This is a genomic window from Pseudomonas sp. GXM4 (genome assembly GCF_008923895.1).
In the GTDB taxonomy this organism is placed as follows: Bacteria; Pseudomonadota; Gammaproteobacteria; order Pseudomonadales; family Pseudomonadaceae; genus Aquipseudomonas; species Aquipseudomonas atacamensis.
This window is the reverse complement of record NZ_WBRZ01000016.1, coordinates 1-16,442: the sequence shown is the minus strand read 5'-3', so window position 1 is coordinate 16,442 and position 16,442 is coordinate 1. Positions and strand designations below refer to the sequence as shown.

Below are 16,442 nucleotides of genomic sequence, written 5' to 3'. Positions count from 1 at the left end.
TGTGCGATCACCGAACACAAAACGCCTTGGTCATTTCTCGGCAATTGACCGATGTAACCATCTAGTACATTTTATCTCCACAGGCTGAACCCTCTCGGCCGATGCCAAAAACAAGAAGTGGAGTTACCCCATGTCTCCTACCGTTCTGGTGCTTAACGGCCCGAACCTGAACCTGCTCGGCACTCGCGAGCCGGCGACTTATGGTCAAGAAACCCTGGCGGATATTTCGGCGTTGTGTGGTCGCGCGGCTGATGAGTTCGGTCTGACCGTGGAGTTTCGCCAGACCAATCATGAAGGCGAGCTGCTCGACTGGATTCACGCCGCCCGCGGTCGTTGTGCCGGGATCGTGATCAATCCGGCGGCGTGGACGCACACGTCCGTGGCGATTCGCGATGCGCTGGTCGCCAGTGAACTGCCGGTGATCGAGGTGCATCTGTCCAACGTGCATGCCCGCGAGCCGTTCCGTCATCACTCGTTTGTTTCCGGCATTGCCACGGCGGTGATGTGCGGGTTCGGCAGCCATGGCTATCGCCTGGCGCTGGAGCATTTCAGTCAGCGGTTGCAGAGGTAAGAACCATGTCGCGTTCCAAGGTGATACTCGCCGGGCTGATCGGCGCCGGGATTCAGGCTTCACGTACACCGGCACTGCATGAGCACGAAGGTGATGCGCAGGGCCTGCGCTATCTGTACCAGCTCATCGACCTCGATCAATTGCGCCTCGACAGCACGGCTCTGCCCGACTTGCTGCAAGCGGCGGAGCGGATGAATTACACCGGACTGAACATCACTTTCCCGTGCAAACAGGCGGTCATCCCGCTGCTCGATGAGTTGTCGCCGGAAGCCCGTGGCATCGGCGCGGTGAACACCGTGGTGCTGAAGAACGGCAAGCGTGTCGGCCACAACACCGACTGCCTCGGTTTCGCCGAGGGTTTTCGCCGGGGTCTGACAGACGCTGCCCGTGAACGTGTCGTCCAGATGGGCGCTGGCGGCGCTGGCGCGGCGGTGGCCCACGCGCTGCTCAGCGAAGGCGTACGGCAATTGACGATTTTTGATGTCGACCGCGAGCGTGCCGAGAGCCTGGCAAACAATCTGAATCAACATTTTGGCGCCAGTCGCGCGCAGGCGGGACGGGATTTGCCCGGGGCGCTGGCGCAGGCCGATGGCCTGGTCAACACCACGCCGATGGGCATGGCCAAGCTGCCGGGTTCACCGGTGCCGGCCGGGTTGCTGCGCAGGGAAATGTGGGTCGCGGAAATTGTGTATTTCCCGCTGGAAACCGAACTGCTGCGCGACGCCCGCGCTTTGGGCTGCCGCACCCTGGATGGCGGCAACATGGCTGTGTTTCAGGCGGTGAAGGCGTTCGAATTGTTCAGCGGCGTGGTGCCGGATGCGCAGCGCATGCTCGAGCATTTTCAGAGCATGAATGGCTGAACAACAGGGTAACTCTGTGGGAGCGAGCCTGCTCGCGAAGGCGTCGATTCAGTCAACGAACAGGGCGACTGACACACCGCTTTCGCGAGCAGGCTCGCTCCCACAGGGGAGATCGAGTCAGGCCTTCAGGTAGCGCAACACCGATTCGCAGATCATCTCGCGGTGGCGCTGCTTGATCGTTTCGTCCGGCAGGTCGATCTGGAAGATTTCTCCCAGCGTGTGGCGGTTCGACACGCGATAGAAGCAGAACGAACTGATCAGCAGGTGCACGTCCAGCGCATCGATGCCACGCCGGAACAAACCTTCGTCCGCGCCTCGTTGCAGAATCCCGCCCAAGGTGTCGAGGATCGTGTTGTTCAGCGCCTTGATCGCATCGGAACGCTTTACGTACTCGGCGTTGTGGATATTTTCGATGCTGACGATGCGCACGAAGTCGACGTTGTGGTCATGGTGATCGAAGGTGAATTCCACCAACCGACGGATCGCCAGCTCGGGCGGCAGCTCGTCCAGGTGCAGGCGGTTTTCCGTGCTGCGAATATCGCCGTAAAGCTTCTCCAGCACCTCGACGTACAACTGCTCCTTGCTGCCGAAGTAGTAATAGATCATGCGCTTGGAGGTGTGGATGCGCTCGGCGATCGCGTCGACGCGGGCGCCGGACAAGCCCTGCTGGACGAACTCGACGATCGCCTCCTGGAGAATGTTTTCGCGGGTCTTTTCCGGGTTGTTCTTGCGACTCTTGCGCGGCACTGCGTCGGACTCGACAGCAGCGGCGGAAAGTTCTGAATTCATGGTCATCGCGGGCTCACGGCCATCACTGCACAAGCTGGCGATTATGGGCCGCGCGGGACAGTGAAGGAAGCCGCGCAGCCGGTGTTTGATCCCGCGTTTACGAATTCCCTACAACTTCGCCTGACGCACCGCACCGCTGCGGGATTTGGCCATCGCCGCCAGCCGCACCGCAACGTTGGCCGCGCCGTAGCCGGCATAGCCATTCTTGCGCTGGATGATCTCGAAGAAGAACCGCCCCTCGAACGGCTCGGTGTAGACATGAAACAACTCGCCGCCCTGGGCATCACGGTCGTAGAGCACGTTGTAATAGGCCAGTTCGCTGAGGAATTCATCGTCGAAATCGAAACGCGCCGCAAGGTCGTCGTAGTAATTCAGTGGGATGTCCAGCAGCGGCACGCCGGCCTCCTTGGCGCGACTGACCTGGGCGAAGATGTCGTCACAATCGAAAGCGATGTGATGCACGCCGGAGCCGCGATAACTCGATAGCGCATGCGAAATGGCGGTGTTGCGGTTCTCGGAGATGTTCAGCGGCAGCCGGATCGAGCTGTCGCGACTGCGCAGTGCGCGGCTCTTCACCAGACCGTACGGATCGGGCAAGACCACTTCATCGTCGGCCTCGAAATCCAGCAGGCTTTTGTAGAACAGCACCCAACTGTCGAGGCTGTCGGCCGGCAGCGCCATGGCCATGTGATCGATACGCTTGAGGCCGCCGCCGGTCTGCGCGTCGGGCAACAGATTGAAATCGGTGCCGTACACGTCGGCGTCCGCATCGACCAGATAAATCAGGCTGCCGTCCGGTGCGCGCACCGCCGCTAGTTCCAGTTCATTCGGCCCGACCAGGCCGCGATAGGGCTGCCCCTTGTAAGCGACCGCGCGGGCCAGTGCACTGGCGCTGTCCTTGACCCGCACCGCCGTGGCGCACAGCGACGGACCGTGGGCTTCGAAAAAGCTGTGGGCGAACGAATACGGCTCGGAGTTGAGGATCAGGTTGATATCGCCCTGACGCAGCAGGCTGACACTCTTGGAGCGATGCTGCCCGGCCTTGGCAAAACCGAGGCGTTGCAGCCAGTGACTGAGCTTCGCGCCCAGCGCTTCGTCGACGGCAAACTCGAGAAATTCCACACCGTTGTATTCGCTGGCGGACGGCGTTTCGAAAAGAATTTCACGGTTGGCCACCGGCGGCGCTTCCTGCTCGAGACGCTGACGGGTCTTCTCTTCCAGATACAGCAGCGAGCGCAATCCGTCGGCGGCGTTGGCTCGCGGGGGCGCGGCGCGGAAGCCGTCGTTGAAGATTTCCAGCGACAACGGCCCGGTATAGCCACTCTTGATGATCGGTGCGAGGAAACCCGGCAGATCGAACTCGCCCTGCCCCGGGAAACAACGGAAATGCCGGCTCCACTCCAGCACATCCATGGCCAGGATCGGCGCGTCGGCCATTTGCACGAAGAAGATCTTGTCGCCGGGAATGTCGGCGATCGCGCTGGGATCGCCCTTCAGCGACAGGGTGTGAAAGCTGTCGAGCAGCACGCCGAGGTTGGGGTGATCAGCCTGACGGACGATGTCCCAGACCTGTTGATAAGTATTGACGTGACGGCCCCACGCCAGCGCTTCGTAACCGATGCGCAAGCCACGGGCGCCGGCGCGTTCGGCCAACAGGCGCAAATCATCGACGAGGATTTGTTGATCGCCGACACTGTCCGGCGAGGCGTTGCTGCAGACCAGCACCAGGTCGGTGCCAAGTTCCTGCATCAGATCGAACTTGCGCTCGGCACGCTCGAGGTTGCGCGCCAGGCGATCGCGGCGGCAGCCTTCGAAGTCACGGAACGGCTGAAACAGGGTGATGGCGATCCCCAGATCGGCGCACATCTGTTTAATTTCCCGGGGACTGCCGTCGTAGTACAGGAGGTCGTTTTCGAAAATCTCCACGCCGTCGAACCCGGCGGCGGCAATGGCTTCGAGTTTTTCCGGCAGGGTGCCGCTCAAGGAAACGGTGGCAATGGAACGCTGCATGTTTCAACTCCCGTTTGGAGACGGCGGCTGCGTGAGCCGCGCCGCTTTTATAGGATGAGCAAATTATTGGCTGCATCCCTGCGCGCAGCAATTTAAAGTGTACTACCCGGTTAGTTTTGCGTGCGATTATCGAACACTAAGGCGATTTGGCGAATTGACGATTTTTTGTTCACTGCCCAACATCGGTTGCACATCGAGTCCGGCCACTAACCACCGGGCAAGGTGTTCGACAGAAAAGAACACCAAATAACAAATCCAAAAACGGGTGGAACACATGATTCCTTCACAGACTTCCCGCATGGCTCCGGCCATGAGCACTGCCACGGGTGGCATTGGCGACAAGATCCGCGGCGCCATGGCCGTCGGCAAGACCCGCTGGGGCATGCTGGCGCTGGTGTTTTTTGCCACCACCCTCAACTACATCGACCGCGCCGCCCTCGGCGTCATGCAGCCGATCCTCGCCAAGGAAATGAGCTGGACGGCGATGGATTACGCCAACATCAACTTCTGGTTTCAGGTCGGCTACGCGATCGGGTTTGTCCTGCAGGGACGTTTGATCGACCGGGTCGGCGTCAAGCGCGTGTTCTTCTGCGCCGTACTGCTCTGGAGCCTGGCCACCGGCGCCCATGGCCTGGCGACCTCGGCGGTCGGCTTCATGGTCTGCCGCTTCATCCTCGGCCTGACGGAAGCGGCCAACTACCCGGCCTGTGTGAAAACCACGCGCCTGTGGTTCCCGGCCGGTGAACGCGCTGTCGCTACCGGCATCTTCAACGCCGGCACCAACGTCGGCGCGATGTTCACGCCGATGCTGCTGCCACTGGTCCTGCATGTGTGGGGCTGGCAAGCGGCGTTCCTGTGCATGGCAGCACTGGGCGGCATCTGGCTGTTGTTCTGGGGCTTGAAGTACTTCAATCCGGAAGATCACCCAACGGTTAAACAGTCGGAGCTCGATTACATCCAGCAGCAAGTCGAACCGGAACAGGCCCGCGTGCCGTTCAGCAAGATCCTGCGCATGCGCGGCACCTGGGCCTTCGCCCTCGCCTACTCGCTGACCGCGCCGGTGTTCTGGTTCTATCTGTACTGGCTGCCGCCGTTTCTCAATCAGCAATACAACCTCGGCATCAACGTGACGCAGATGGGTATTCCGCTGATCATCATCTACGTCACGGCTGACTTCGGCAGTGTCGGCGGCGGGATTCTGTCCTCGTTCCTGATCGGTCGCGGGATGAACTCGATCAAGGCGCGGCTGCTGTCGATGTTGCTGTTTGCCTGCTGCATCATCGGCGTGGTCATGGCTGCCGGCTCGGCGAACCTGTGGGTGGCGGTGGCGGCGATCTCGCTGGCGATCGGCGCGCATCAGGCCTGGACTGCGAACATCTGGAGCCTGGTGATGGACTACACGCCCAAGCACATGATGAGCACGGTGTTCGGCTTCGGCGGCATGTGCGCGGCGATCGGCGGGATGTTCATGACCCAGATCGTCGGCCACATCCTCACCGTCACCAACAACAACTACACGGTGCTGTTCACGCTGATTCCTGCGATGTACTTCCTCGCACTGACGTGGATGTACTTCATGGCACCGCGCAAGATTCCGACCGTCGAATAACCCGCTAAATTGCCCCTGTAGGAGCTGCGGAACGCTGCGATCTTTTGATCTTGCTGTTTAAGATCAAAAGATCGCAGCCTCGTATCACTCGTCAGCTCCTACAAGGGATCTTTGCTCCTCCTCAGCGCCGGCTCTGCTGCCACGCTGCCGCCAATCCGCTGCAACAGATCACCGCAATACCAATCACCGTCAACCCGCTCGGGGTGTGATTGAACAGCAGCCAGCCCAACAACCCGGCAAAGACGATCTGGCAATAGCCGAACGGCGCCAGCAAGGCTGGTGCGGCGTGACGGAAGGCCTGGGTCAGGAACAGATGCGCCGTCATCCCGCAACTGCCCAGCGCGAGCATCAGCGCGGCATGAGGCAACGTCGGCACCTGCCAGAAGAACGGCACCAGCGCGCTCATCACCAGGGTATTGCACAGCCCGGCGAAGAAGTTGCTGGTGGTCGGGCTGTCCACTTCGGCGAGCTTGCGCGTCAGCAATTGGTAGAAGCAGAAGAACAGCGCCGAGCAGAAGGGCAGCAGGATCGCCGGGGTGAACAGGTCGCCGCCCGGGTGGACGATGATCAGCACGCCGATGAAGCCGCAGATCACCGCGATCCACTGCCCGCGCGTCACGCGTTCCTTGAGCAGCGGCACCGACAATGCGGTGACCAATACCGGTGCGAGAAAGTTGACCGCCGTGGCTTCCGCCAGCGGGATGTACAGCAGCGCCGTGGTGAAAAACAGGCTGGTGCCGAGCAGGCACAGGGCACGGGCGAGCTGCCATAACGGCTTCTTGGTGCGCAGCACGCGCAAACCGGACTGCGGCAGGAAAATCCCTGCCATCAACAAGGTGTGCACCACATAGCGCGCCCACACCACCATCACGATCGGATAAAAACCGGAGAGGTATTTCGACAACGCGTCGTGACTGGAAAACAGGAACGTCGCCACGACAATCAGCAAGATCCCCTTGAAGGGCTGGTTGACACCGGAGAGCGGGGTGCTGACGGTCATTGGCAATCTCTGAAAAAAATCCGGGCGAGCGTTCGCGCTGGCGGCAATCGTTGTGGCAATCATAATCGGCCGAGCTTTCAGCAACCGCACAGGTTGCACTCTTCTTCGCCGGGAAACCGCCGCCAGGCAAAACCTTGAGGCAAGATTCCCGCCACTTCGGCGCCCGGCCAGTGTGCAACATCACAGACTGCCGTCGAAACAGCGGGTTCATGAATTCGACGGAAGAAATTCCACTCGGGATTGAATTCACGGCCCGCTCGACCGTCAATACCAGGCCCGCACCATGTGGGCGCGTGTGCATGGACGGACGACCGGACTGGCGCCACACTCACACAGCGGCAACACTCATCACCAGCAGATTCATCACCGGCAATAAAAGAGGATTCCCACATGCTATGGAAAAAAGGCCGACGCAGTGACAACGTCGTCGACGCCCGGGGTGATGATGCCGGCGGTGGCGGCGGCATGCGCTTTGGTGGCGGCAAGGGCCTGAGCCTGACGGCCATCGTGCTGATTGTCGGCATCGGCTGGCTCACCGGCCAGGACCCGATGCAGATCCTCGGCCAGTTGACCGGGCAGATGGAGCAACCGGCGGCTACTTCGCAAACCCGCCAGGCGCCACCGGCCAATGATGAACAGGCTGAGTTCGTCCGCTCGATTCTCGGCGACACCGAAGACACTTGGGGTCCGATCTTCCAGCAGGCCGGACGCCAATACAAAGACCCGACACTGGTGCTGTTCAGCAATCGGGTGAACTCCGCGTGCGGCATGGCCACTTCTGCCACCGGCCCGTTCTACTGCCCGGCCGACCAGAAGGTCTATCTGGACATGGCCTTCTTTCAGGAAATGTCGCAGCGCTTCAAAGCCGCCGGCGATTTCGCTCAGGCTTATGTGATTGCGCACGAAGTCGGCCACCATGTGCAGACGCTGCTGGGCGTCTCGGCGAAGATGCAGGCGGCGCGTCAGCAAGGCCGGCAGATGGAGGGCGACGGCGGCTTGCTGGTTCGCCAGGAATTGCAGGCCGACTGTCTCGCCGGCGTCTGGGCGTATAACGCGCAGAAACGCTTGAACTGGCTGGAACCGGGCGACATCGAGGAAGCCTTGAACGCCGCCAACGCCATCGGCGATGATCGCTTGCAGCAACAGGGTCAGGGTCGTGTGGTGCCGGACTCGTTTACCCACGGTACGTCAGCGCAAAGGGTGCGCTGGTTCAAAACCGGATTCGCGCAAGGCCAGGTAAGCCAGTGCGACACCTTCGCGGCGAAAACCCTGTAAATGCATAAATGGCTTGTGGCGTTACTGTTCATCGTCGGCACCGCGCAAGCGGCCGGCGTCGATGCGATCAGCCCCGGTCGCCTGCAACTCAAGGCCGGGGAAATGGCAGTAGGCATCGGCCCGGCACCGGAAAAGATCGAGCGGGTGCTGATCGTCATTCACGGTCGCCTGCGCAACGCCGAGACCTATCGCAAAAGCGCGGAAAGCGCCGCCGAACTCGCCGGGCAGACCGCGCACACGCTGGTGATCGCTCCGCAGTTTCTCAATGAAAGCGACGTCACCCTGTATTCCTTGCCGCCGACGGTGCTGCGCTGGCAGGGCAACGAGTGGATGGGCGGCGGCTTGTCCACCGGGCCGAATCCGCTGAGTTCCTACGCGGCGCTGGACGAAATCGTCGCGCGGCTCAGCGACCGCAAACAGTTTCCGGACGTGAAGCAGATCGTGATCTTCGGCCACTCCGGCGGGGGCCAGGTGGTGCAGCGTTACGCCCTGCTGGCCAAGGATCAGCCGGCGCTCAAGGCCAACGGCATTCGCTTGCGCTATGTGGTGGCCAATCCTTCTTCTTATGCGTACTTCAACGAGCAGCGGCCAGTGGCGTTCGATCACGCGCAATGTCCTGGCTTCAATCGCTGGAAGTACGGCCTGGCGGACATGCCGGTGTATGCCGGCGGGCAAACGCCGTTGCAGGTCGAGAGCGCTTACGTCAAACGCGAGGTGATTTATCTGCTCGGGCAGCAGGACGTCGACCCGGAACATCCGGCGCTGGACAAGAGCTGCGCGGCCGAGGCGCAAGGGGCTTACCGGTTGATGCGCGGGAAGCTGTATTTCGGTTATTTGCTGCGTCGCCATCCTGAGGGGGTCAATCAGCGGCTGGTGGAGGTGCCTGGGGTCGGGCATGACGGGGATGGCATGCTGACTTCTGCGGAGGGGCAAAAGGCGTTGTTTGATCAGTGAGTTTTCTAATGAATCCACCGGCCCCTTCGCGAGCAGGCTCGCTCCCACATAGCTCTATGACATGCACAAAATATGTGTGCACTGAAGATCCAATTTGGGAGCGAGCTTGCTCGCGAAGGGGCCGGCTCAGGCGACGAAGATGTCAGGCAAACAGCATCCGCCGCAACTCAACACAATCCTTCGCATGCCAATCGGTCAACTCCGGCCACGGGTTATCCGGCAGGTTCACCAACACCGTCCGCGCCCCCGCTGCTCGGCCGCAATCCAGATCAAAGCGGTAATCGCCAACCATCACCATGTCACTGGCCGGCACTTGCCAGGCCTCGGCCAGTTTCAGCAAACCGCCCGGATGCGGCTTCGGCGGTGCTTCGTCGCGACCCAGCACATCCTCGACCGCGAAGCAGTCAGCCAGGCCGATCGCCTCCAGCGTCACGTGGGCCAGCTCACGCGCATTGCGCGTGAGGATGCCGAGGCGATAACCGCGCGCATGCAGGTCGCGCACCAGCTCCACCGCGCCGGTGGCCGGGGTCGAGCCCAACGCCAGATCGCGTTCATGCTCAAGCAACCAGGCATGTTTGGCCGCCGCTTCATCCGCCGGCAACGCGGCGAGGTGGGTGAGGATGTCGTCCTCTGGCGGAATCGCCAGCGCCACGCGAATCGCGGCGAAATCATGCACGGCGACAGTCAGCGTGCCGTCCATATCGAACACCCAATGACGAACCTCGGTCAGGCTCATGCCCAGTCCTTGCGATGGCGGATCAGGCCTTCCTGAGTCACCGAAGCGACCAGTTGCCCGGCACGGTTGAACACGCTGCCACGGGAAAAACCACGGGAGTTGCCGGCCCACGGGCTGTCCATCGCGTAGAGCAACCAGTCGTCGGCGCGCAGGTCGTTGTGGAACCACAGCGCGTGATCGAGGCTGGCGACCTGCATGTCCTTCTGCCAGACCGACTTGCCGTGGGGCAGCATCGAAGTGGTCAGCAGGCCGAAATCCGAGGCGTACGCCAGCAGGTATTTGTGCAGCGCAGGAATGTCGGCCAGGGCGCCGTCGGCGCGGAACCACACATATTTGATCGGATCGGCCGGTTGCGGGTTGTACGGATCCTTTTCGGTGACCGGGCGTACTTCGATCGGTTTCGGACACAGCAGTTTTTCACGCATGTGCTCGGGAATCAGGTGCGCTCGCTGCTGGATCAGTTCCAGCTCCGAGGGCAGGTTTTCCGGGCCGACCACCGCCGGCATCTGGCCCTGATGCTCGAAGCCTTTTTCGTCGTACTGGAACGAAGCGCTGCACGTGAAGATCGGGTGGCCCTTCTGGATCGCCGTCACGCGGCGAGTGCTGAAGCTGCCGCCATCACGCACGCGATCAACCGAATAGACCACCGGCAACTTGGCATCGCCCGGGCGCAGGAAATAACCGTGCAGCGAGTGCACATGGCGCGCCTCTTCCACCGTCTGACTGGCCGCCGACAGCGACTGGCCGAGCACCTGCCCGCCGAACAACTGGCGGAACCCCAGATCCTGACTACGACCACGGAACAGGTTTTCTTCGATCGGTTCCAGGGTCAGCAGATCGACCAGATCTTCCAGCACTTGGCTCATTCAGACTCTCCTCACACAAAGCAATGGCCGCGCAGTCTTGGCTGCGGCGGACGATTCAGGTTCTGGCACGGGCCAAATACGATGGCGGCCATTGTAAACGTCCGTGTCGGCTTATTCATGCAAGGTTTGCAGCCATTGTTCGCGGCTGATGCGATACAGAACATGGCGGCGCAACGGGTGATCGAGCGCAAGCTTGGGGTGATCGAAATCATCCTGCGGATCGTGATGCATGCCGATCGCCTGCATGACCTTCTCCGACTGCGCATTCTGCCCGGCGGTAAACGAGACGATTTCCTCCAGTTTCAATTGGTCGAAACCCGCGCGCAGTGCCGTCCACGCCGCTTCGCTGGCGTAACCCAGGCCCCAGTGTTCCTTGGCCAGACGCCAGCCGATCTCCACCGCCGGAGTAAACGGCGCATCGAAGCCGAGCACGCCCAACCCGGTGAAACCGATGAACTCGCCCGTGTCCTTGCGCTCCAGCGCCCACAGGCCGAAGCCATGCTCGGCAAAATGCCCGCGCACGCGGCCGATCAGCGCGGCACTTTCGAGCCGGGTCAGCGGCGCCGGAAAGTAGCGCATCACCTGTTGATCGGCGCACATCGCGGCGAATGCCGGCAAATCCTCGTCCTGCCATTGACGCATCAACAAGCGCGCGCTTTGCAGCTCCAGTATCGGCTCCATCGTCCCCTCCATTTCCATGCCGTTGAGTCTACATCGCTGGTAGGATCGTTCATTCTTTCCCTGGTTCTGCGCGAAACAAGCCATGCCCTTGCCGTTGATCTATCACGAAGACTACAGCCCCGAGTTTCCCGCGGATCACCGCTTTCCCATGGACAAGTTCCGGCTGCTGCGCGATCACCTGGTCGACAGCGGCCTGACCCGCGACGCCGACCTGCTGCGCCCGCAGATCTGTCCCAACGACATCCTCGCCCTCGCCCATGACCGCAGCTATATCGAACGCTACATGAGCGGCGAGTTGTCTCGCGAAGACCAACGGCGCCTCGGCCTGCCGTGGAACGAAGCGCTGGCGCGACGCACGGTGCGCGCGGTGGGCGGCTCGATCCTGGCGGCAGAGCAAGCCCTTGAGCATGGCCTGGCCTGTCATCTGGCCGGCGGCACCCATCACGCTCATTACGATTACCCTGCCGGCTTCTGCATCTTCAATGACCTGGCGATCATCAGCCAGTACCTGTTGCAGAGCGGCCGGGTCAATCGCGTGCTGATCTTCGATTGCGACGTGCATCAGGGCGACGGCACCGCGCGGATTCTGCACGACACGCCGGAGGCGATTACCGTTTCCCTGCACTGCGAAAAGAATTTTCCCGCACGCAAAGCCGAAAGTGACTGGGACATTCCGCTGCCCAAGGGCATGGGCGATGCCGACTATCTGCAGGTGGTCGATGACACGCTCAATTACCTGCTGCCGCTGTATCAACCGGATCTGGTGCTCTACGACGCCGGCGTCGATGTGCACAAGGACGATGCCCTTGGTTATCTGCAACTGACCGACGCCGGGGTGGCCAAGCGCGATGAACGGGTGATGCGCCACTGCCTGGGCCGCGACATCCCGGTGGTCGGGGTGATCGGCGGCGGCTACAGCAAGGATCGCCACGCCCTCGCCCGCCGCCACGGCATCCTCCATCACAGCGCGCAACGAGTGTGGGATTCACACGGCTGTCACTGAAATATGCTGCGTTACCCACAATCGCTGTGGAACTGCCTGTGGATAACCTGAGCGAAAGGGACTGCAGGCCAGGCTGGGCATGGCGCCCAGCGCACTGTTTATTTTTTAACCAGCCTCGAAATACACCGCAGCCCCCGGTGGGAGCGAGCCTGCTCGCGAAAGCTTTTGCACCTACAGCATCTAATTGACTGACAGACCGCGTTCGCGAGCAGGCTCGCTCCCACATGGGGTCTCCCACAGGGTTCAGCGCTGTTAGAATGCGCGCCTTGTTCCGCCATACCGCAGCGCATAGCCATGACCCAGAATTCCGCCCCCGCCAACACTCACGTCGCCATCATTGGCGGTGGCCCCGCCGGCCTGATGGCCGCCGAAGTGCTGAGCCAAGCCGGAATCCACGTCGACGTTTACGACGGCATGCCCTCGGTGGGGCGCAAGTTCCTGCTGGCCGGGGTCGGCGGCATGAACATCACCCATTCCGAAGCCTACCCGGCATTCCTCTCCCGCTACGCTGAGCGCGCACCGCAGATCGCCCCGCTGCTGCGCGCGTTCGATGCCGATGCCTTGTGCCAGTGGATTCACGATCTGGGCATCGAAACCTTCATCGGCAGCTCCGGCCGCGTGTTCCCCACCGACATGAAAGCCGCCCCACTGTTGCGCGCCTGGCTCAAGCGCCTGCGCGACAGCGGCGTGGTTATCCACACCCGCCATCGCTGGCTCGGCTGGGACGCAAGCGGTGCACTGCGCATCGCCAGCCCGCAAGGCGAAATCAGCGTAAACCCCGACGCCACCCTGCTCGCCCTCGGCGGCGGCAGTTGGTCGCGCCTGGGCTCGGATGGCGCGTGGATGTTGCCGCTGGAGCAGCGCGGCGTGGATCTGGCGCCGTTGCAGCCAAGCAATTGCGGCTTCGAGGTGCAAGCCTGGAGCGAGCTGATGGTGAGCAAATTCGCCGGCGCACCGCTGAAAAACATTGCCATCGGTTTGAACGACGACATCCCGCGCTTGGGCGAATGCGTGATCACCGCGACCGGCATTGAAGGCAGCCTGATCTATGCGCTGTCGGCGCCGATACGCGAGGAAATCAATCGCTACGGCGCAGCGGTTATCAACATCGACCTGCTGCCCGGCCGGCCTGTGGATAAATTGCAGGCGGCGCTGAGCAAACGACGCGGCTCGCGCTCGATGGCCAAGCATCTGCACAGTCAGGTGGGGATTGATGGGGTTAAAGCAGCGTTGTTGCGCGAGCTGACCGACGCCGAAACCTTCGCCGATCCGGCGCTCCTGGCGCGAGCGATCAAGGCATTGCCGCTGACCTTGGTGAAAACCCGTCCGCTGGACGAAGCGATCAGCAGCGCCGGTGGCGTGCGGTTCGAGGCGATGGATGAACGCTTGATGCTCAAGGCGTTGCCGGGGGTGTTTTGTGCGGGCGAGATGCTCGACTGGGAAGCGCCGACCGGAGGCTACTTGCTGACCGGGTGTTTCGCCAGCGGGCGCGCGGCGGGGTTTGGGATGTTGGAATGGTTACGGCGCGGGAACTGAGTCGCCCCTGCCCCTCACCCCAGCCCTCTCCCCAAGGAGAGGGAGCCGACCGAGGTGTCTGGCGTCATGCATCGACCTGAGCGATCGTGTCGATTATGCATTCACATCTGATATATCAGGTCGGCGTAACTCACAAGCATCCCCCAATCAGTCCCCTCTCCCTCCGGGAGAGGGTTAGGGTGAGGGGCTTTTGATCTTTGATCTCAAGGCTTGCGCTTGCGCGGTCCAGTATTGAACACCGGCACTTTGCGCACTGGCTTGATCGATGGCTCCGGTGCCGAGGTCTCGCCGCTGTCGACCCACTTGCCCAGATTGCGTTTACCACCGCCACCGCCCGACGCTTTCGGCTTCTTCGGTTTTTTCGGCTTCTTGATCACCTGACCGCTGGCGTCGGTGTCCGGCACGCGGTGCTCGGGTTCGAAATCCGGTTCGTTCTGGCGCTTCAGGTTCTGCCGCGTCAGCATTTCGATCGCCGAGAGCATGTTCACTTCATCGGCACACACCAGCGAAATCGCCTCACCGGTGGCACCCGCGCGGCCAGTGCGGCCGATGCGGTGAATGTAATCCTCGGCGACGATCGGCAGATCGAAGTTGACCACCAGCGGCAGGTCTTCGATGTCCAGACCACGGGCGGCAACGTCGGTCGCGACCAGAATCTGCACTTCGCTGAGCTTGAAACGGTCCAGTGCGCGCTGGCGCGTAGCCTGCGGTTTGTCGCCATGGATGCCGTCAGCATTCACACCGAGGCCCTGTAGTTTTTCCACCAGCGCATCGACGCCGTTGCGGGTCTTGGCGAACACCAGCACCTGCTTCCACTTGTTCTTGCGCATCAGGTGCACGAACAGTTCAGCCTTGCGCTTCTTGTCCACGGTGACGATCCACTGCTTGACCGTGTTGGCAGCGACGTTGCGCGGGCTGACTTCGACGCTCAAAGGATCGTTGAGCATCTGCCCGGCAAGCAGGCGGATGTCATCGGAGAAGGTCGCGGAGAACAGCAGGGTCTGGCGCTTTTTCGGCAGCATGCGGTAAATGTTCGCCAGTTCTTCAGAGAAGCCCAGGTCGAGCATACGGTCGGCTTCATCCAGCACCAGCGTTTGCAGCTGATTGAGCTTCAGCGCGTTCTGGCGGAACAGGTCGATCAAGCGACCGGGTGTGGCGACCAGCACATCGACGCCGCCGCGCAGCTTCATCATCTGCGGGTTGATGCTGACACCGCCGTACACCGCATATGTGCGCAGCGGCAGGTTCTCGGCGTATTGGCGCACGGCTTCATGGACCTGCTCCGCCAGCTCGCGGGTCGGCACCAGAATCAGCGCACGCGCCGAATTGGCGGTGACTTTCGGCCCTTCCATGGCCAGCAGCTGCAACAGCGGCAAGGCGAAACCGGCAGTTTTACCGGTGCCGGTCTGGGCCGCTGCCATCAGGTCGCGACCGGCCAGCACCGCCGGAATGGCTTGCGCCTGCACCGGCGTCGGGGTCTGGTAGCCGAGCGTCTCGAGGGAGCGCAGCAAGGGTTCGATCAGGCCAAGGGAGGCGAAAGTCATGGGAGTACCGTAGGAAAAAATGACGCGGGGATGCAATGCCGCGCAGTTTACCCTAATTCGTACGCGCTTCCGTCGGAACGGCTTTCGCCTCTTCCACGGGTGGCTGCGCAGGTCGACGCCACTGCGGCAGGCTGATCAGCAGCACCGCGCTGATGATCACCAGCATCGCCAGCGCTTCTTCGATGCCGATGGTCTCGCCGACAAACACCACACCGAGCAACACCGCCACCGCCGGGTTGACGTAGGCATAACTGGTCGCTGCCGCCGGGCGCACGTGTTTGAGCAGATACATGTAGGAATTGAAGGCGATGATCGAGCCGAAGAAAATCAGATAGACCAGCGCCAGCCACCCTTCGAGCGGCGGCATGGCTTGCAGGTGCTCGCCGCTCAGCGCACTGCCGATCAGCAAGACCACGCCGCCGACGAGCATTTCCACCGCACTGGCCATCGCCCCCGCCGGCAATGGCAGGTATTTGCTCCACACCGAGCCGAACGCCCAGCTCGCCGCCGCGAAAATCAGCAACATCGCACCGAGCGGGCTCGATTGCAGGTTGGAACCCATATTGAGCATGGCGATGCCAATAATCCCCAGCGCCACACCCGCCCACTCCAGCCGCGTATTGCGCGCGCCCCAGAAGTAACCGAACAACAAGGTGAACAGCGGCACCGTCGCCACCGCCAGCGCAGCGACACCTGACGCCACGCCGGTGTGCTCCGCCACGCTGACCGCGCCATTCCCAAAACTGAGCAGCAGAATGCCGACCAGCCCCGCCGCTTTCCACTGCGCCCAGGTCGGCGCCGGCGCCCCGCGCCAGCGCAGCCAGGCGTACATCAAGCTGCCGGCAATGACAAAGCGCACCCCGGCCAGCAACAGCGGCGGCCAGTATTCGACGCCGATGCGAATCACCAGATAGGTCGACCCCCAGATCACGTACAACGCAAAAAACGCAGCGATCAACGGCAGGGAAAAACGGCGCAAGGCAGGCATGGGAAGCTCGACAGTCAGAT

Annotated in this window: 15 protein-coding genes; 7 read left to right on the top strand and 8 right to left on the bottom strand. The window is 61.9% G+C overall.

What is annotated here, in order from left to right:
* The first annotated feature begins 130 nt into the window (after nucleotides 1-130).
* Nucleotides 131-571, top strand: a complete 441-nt coding sequence (gene aroQ / locus F8N49_RS04560; protein WP_151550906.1) for a type II 3-dehydroquinate dehydratase — start codon at nucleotides 131-133, stop codon at nucleotides 569-571.
* 5 nt (nucleotides 572-576) lie between these two features.
* Entirely contained in the window at nucleotides 577-1,431 is an 855-nt protein-coding gene (locus F8N49_RS04555) for a shikimate dehydrogenase (RefSeq protein ID WP_151550905.1), read from the top strand.
* Between the two features lie 117 nt (nucleotides 1,432-1,548).
* Here the strand turns inward: F8N49_RS04555 and F8N49_RS04550 are convergent, their stop codons facing one another.
* Together F8N49_RS04550 and quiC are read right to left on the bottom strand one after the other, a co-directional pair.
* Nucleotides 1,549-2,226, bottom strand: coding sequence for a TetR/AcrR family transcriptional regulator (locus F8N49_RS04550; protein ID WP_016773079.1), 678 nt, complete (start codon nucleotides 2,224-2,226; stop codon nucleotides 1,549-1,551).
* A 102-nt stretch (nucleotides 2,227-2,328) separates the two neighbouring features.
* Nucleotides 2,329-4,230 carry a 3-dehydroshikimate dehydratase QuiC gene (gene quiC / locus F8N49_RS04545; protein ID WP_073475563.1) on the bottom strand — a complete coding sequence of 634 codons (1,902 nt, stop codon included), beginning with the start codon at nucleotides 4,228-4,230 and terminating at the stop codon, nucleotides 2,329-2,331.
* A 274-nt stretch (nucleotides 4,231-4,504) separates the two neighbouring features.
* On the opposite strand from quiC, the gene F8N49_RS04540 reads away from it, so the two are divergent.
* Nucleotides 4,505-5,839 carry an MFS transporter gene (locus tag F8N49_RS04540; RefSeq protein ID WP_041477757.1) on the top strand — a complete coding sequence of 445 codons (1,335 nt, stop codon included), beginning with the start codon at nucleotides 4,505-4,507 and terminating at the stop codon, nucleotides 5,837-5,839.
* Between the two features lie 121 nt (nucleotides 5,840-5,960).
* Here the strand turns inward: F8N49_RS04540 and F8N49_RS04535 are convergent, their stop codons facing one another.
* Nucleotides 5,961-6,839: a DMT family transporter gene (locus tag F8N49_RS04535; protein ID WP_122747548.1), complete on the bottom strand. Its 879-nt coding sequence runs from the start codon at nucleotides 6,837-6,839 to the stop codon at nucleotides 5,961-5,963.
* Between the two features lie 390 nt (nucleotides 6,840-7,229).
* On the opposite strand from F8N49_RS04535, the gene F8N49_RS04530 reads away from it, so the two are divergent.
* Complete coding sequence (locus tag F8N49_RS04530; protein ID WP_110646124.1) at nucleotides 7,230-8,114, top strand: neutral zinc metallopeptidase; 885 nt, start codon at nucleotides 7,230-7,232, stop codon at nucleotides 8,112-8,114.
* A complete protein-coding gene (locus F8N49_RS04525) occupies nucleotides 8,115-9,068 on the top strand; it encodes an alpha/beta fold hydrolase (RefSeq protein WP_122750937.1) in 954 nt (317 codons plus the stop codon). It begins immediately after the preceding gene.
* A gap of 142 nt (nucleotides 9,069-9,210) precedes the next feature.
* On the opposite strand, the gene F8N49_RS04520 is transcribed toward F8N49_RS04525, so the two are convergent.
* The 3 genes from F8N49_RS04520 to F8N49_RS04510 all read right to left on the bottom strand — a co-directional run bounded on the left by F8N49_RS04520 (nucleotide 9,211) and on the right by F8N49_RS04510 (nucleotide 11,351).
* Nucleotides 9,211-9,804 (bottom strand): HAD family hydrolase, encoded by a 594-nt coding sequence (locus F8N49_RS04520; protein WP_016773074.1) that lies wholly within the window; start codon nucleotides 9,802-9,804, stop codon nucleotides 9,211-9,213.
* The gene (gene tesB / locus F8N49_RS04515; protein WP_016773073.1) at nucleotides 9,801-10,670 is read right to left on the bottom strand and encodes an acyl-CoA thioesterase II; all 870 of its coding nucleotides are present in this window, start codon (nucleotides 10,668-10,670) and stop codon (nucleotides 9,801-9,803) included. The genes F8N49_RS04520 and tesB overlap by 4 nt, the downstream gene beginning before the upstream one ends.
* Before the next feature lie 111 nt (nucleotides 10,671-10,781).
* Nucleotides 10,782-11,351, bottom strand: a complete 570-nt coding sequence (locus F8N49_RS04510) for a GNAT family N-acetyltransferase (RefSeq protein WP_151550904.1) — start codon at nucleotides 11,349-11,351, stop codon at nucleotides 10,782-10,784.
* A gap of 82 nt (nucleotides 11,352-11,433) precedes the next feature.
* On the opposite strand from F8N49_RS04510, the gene F8N49_RS04505 reads away from it, so the two are divergent.
* Entirely contained in the window at nucleotides 11,434-12,354 is a 921-nt protein-coding gene (locus tag F8N49_RS04505; RefSeq protein WP_073475620.1) for a histone deacetylase, read from the top strand.
* 294 nt (nucleotides 12,355-12,648) lie between these two features.
* Complete coding sequence (locus tag F8N49_RS04500) at nucleotides 12,649-13,890, top strand: TIGR03862 family flavoprotein (protein ID WP_151550903.1); 1,242 nt, start codon at nucleotides 12,649-12,651, stop codon at nucleotides 13,888-13,890.
* Nucleotides 13,891-14,093: 203 nt separating this feature from the next.
* Here F8N49_RS04500 and F8N49_RS04495 read toward each other — a convergent pair whose 3' ends face one another.
* Both F8N49_RS04495 and yedA read right to left on the bottom strand, forming a co-directional pair.
* Nucleotides 14,094-15,434 carry a DEAD/DEAH box helicase gene (locus F8N49_RS04495; protein WP_024014423.1) on the bottom strand — a complete coding sequence of 447 codons (1,341 nt, stop codon included), beginning with the start codon at nucleotides 15,432-15,434 and terminating at the stop codon, nucleotides 14,094-14,096.
* Nucleotides 15,435-15,486: 52 nt separating this feature from the next.
* Entirely contained in the window at nucleotides 15,487-16,422 is a 936-nt protein-coding gene (gene yedA, locus F8N49_RS04490) for a drug/metabolite exporter YedA (protein WP_151550902.1), read from the bottom strand.
* Between the last annotated feature and the right edge of the window lie 20 nt (nucleotides 16,423-16,442).

Excerpts from the sequence above, each read along its gene's own strand:
- yedA (WP_151550902.1), bottom strand. The coding sequence starts at position 16,422 with ATGCCTGCCTTGCGCCGTTTTTCCCTGCCGTTGATCGCTGCGTTTTTT.
- F8N49_RS04500 (WP_151550903.1), top strand. The coding sequence starts at position 12,649 with ATGACCCAGAATTCCGCCCCCGCCAACACTCACGTCGCCATCATTGGC.
- F8N49_RS04555 (WP_151550905.1), top strand. The coding sequence starts at position 577 with ATGTCGCGTTCCAAGGTGATACTCGCCGGGCTGATCGGCGCCGGGATT.
- F8N49_RS04510 (WP_151550904.1), bottom strand. The coding sequence starts at position 11,351 with ATGGAGCCGATACTGGAGCTGCAAAGCGCGCGCTTGTTGATGCGTCAA.
- quiC (WP_073475563.1), bottom strand. The coding sequence starts at position 4,230 with ATGCAGCGTTCCATTGCCACCGTTTCCTTGAGCGGCACCCTGCCGGAA.
- F8N49_RS04530 (WP_110646124.1), top strand. The coding sequence starts at position 7,230 with ATGCTATGGAAAAAAGGCCGACGCAGTGACAACGTCGTCGACGCCCGG.
- F8N49_RS04550 (WP_016773079.1), bottom strand. The coding sequence starts at position 2,226 with ATGACCATGAATTCAGAACTTTCCGCCGCTGCTGTCGAGTCCGACGCA.
- F8N49_RS04535 (WP_122747548.1), bottom strand. The coding sequence starts at position 6,839 with ATGACCGTCAGCACCCCGCTCTCCGGTGTCAACCAGCCCTTCAAGGGG.
- F8N49_RS04525 (WP_122750937.1), top strand. The coding sequence starts at position 8,115 with ATGCATAAATGGCTTGTGGCGTTACTGTTCATCGTCGGCACCGCGCAA.
- F8N49_RS04495 (WP_024014423.1), bottom strand. The coding sequence starts at position 15,434 with ATGACTTTCGCCTCCCTTGGCCTGATCGAACCCTTGCTGCGCTCCCTC.
- F8N49_RS04540 (WP_041477757.1), top strand. The coding sequence starts at position 4,505 with ATGATTCCTTCACAGACTTCCCGCATGGCTCCGGCCATGAGCACTGCC.
- F8N49_RS04520 (WP_016773074.1), bottom strand. The coding sequence starts at position 9,804 with ATGAGCCTGACCGAGGTTCGTCATTGGGTGTTCGATATGGACGGCACG.
- aroQ (WP_151550906.1), top strand. The coding sequence starts at position 131 with ATGTCTCCTACCGTTCTGGTGCTTAACGGCCCGAACCTGAACCTGCTC.
- F8N49_RS04505 (WP_073475620.1), top strand. The coding sequence starts at position 11,434 with ATGCCCTTGCCGTTGATCTATCACGAAGACTACAGCCCCGAGTTTCCC.
- tesB (WP_016773073.1), bottom strand. The coding sequence starts at position 10,670 with ATGAGCCAAGTGCTGGAAGATCTGGTCGATCTGCTGACCCTGGAACCG.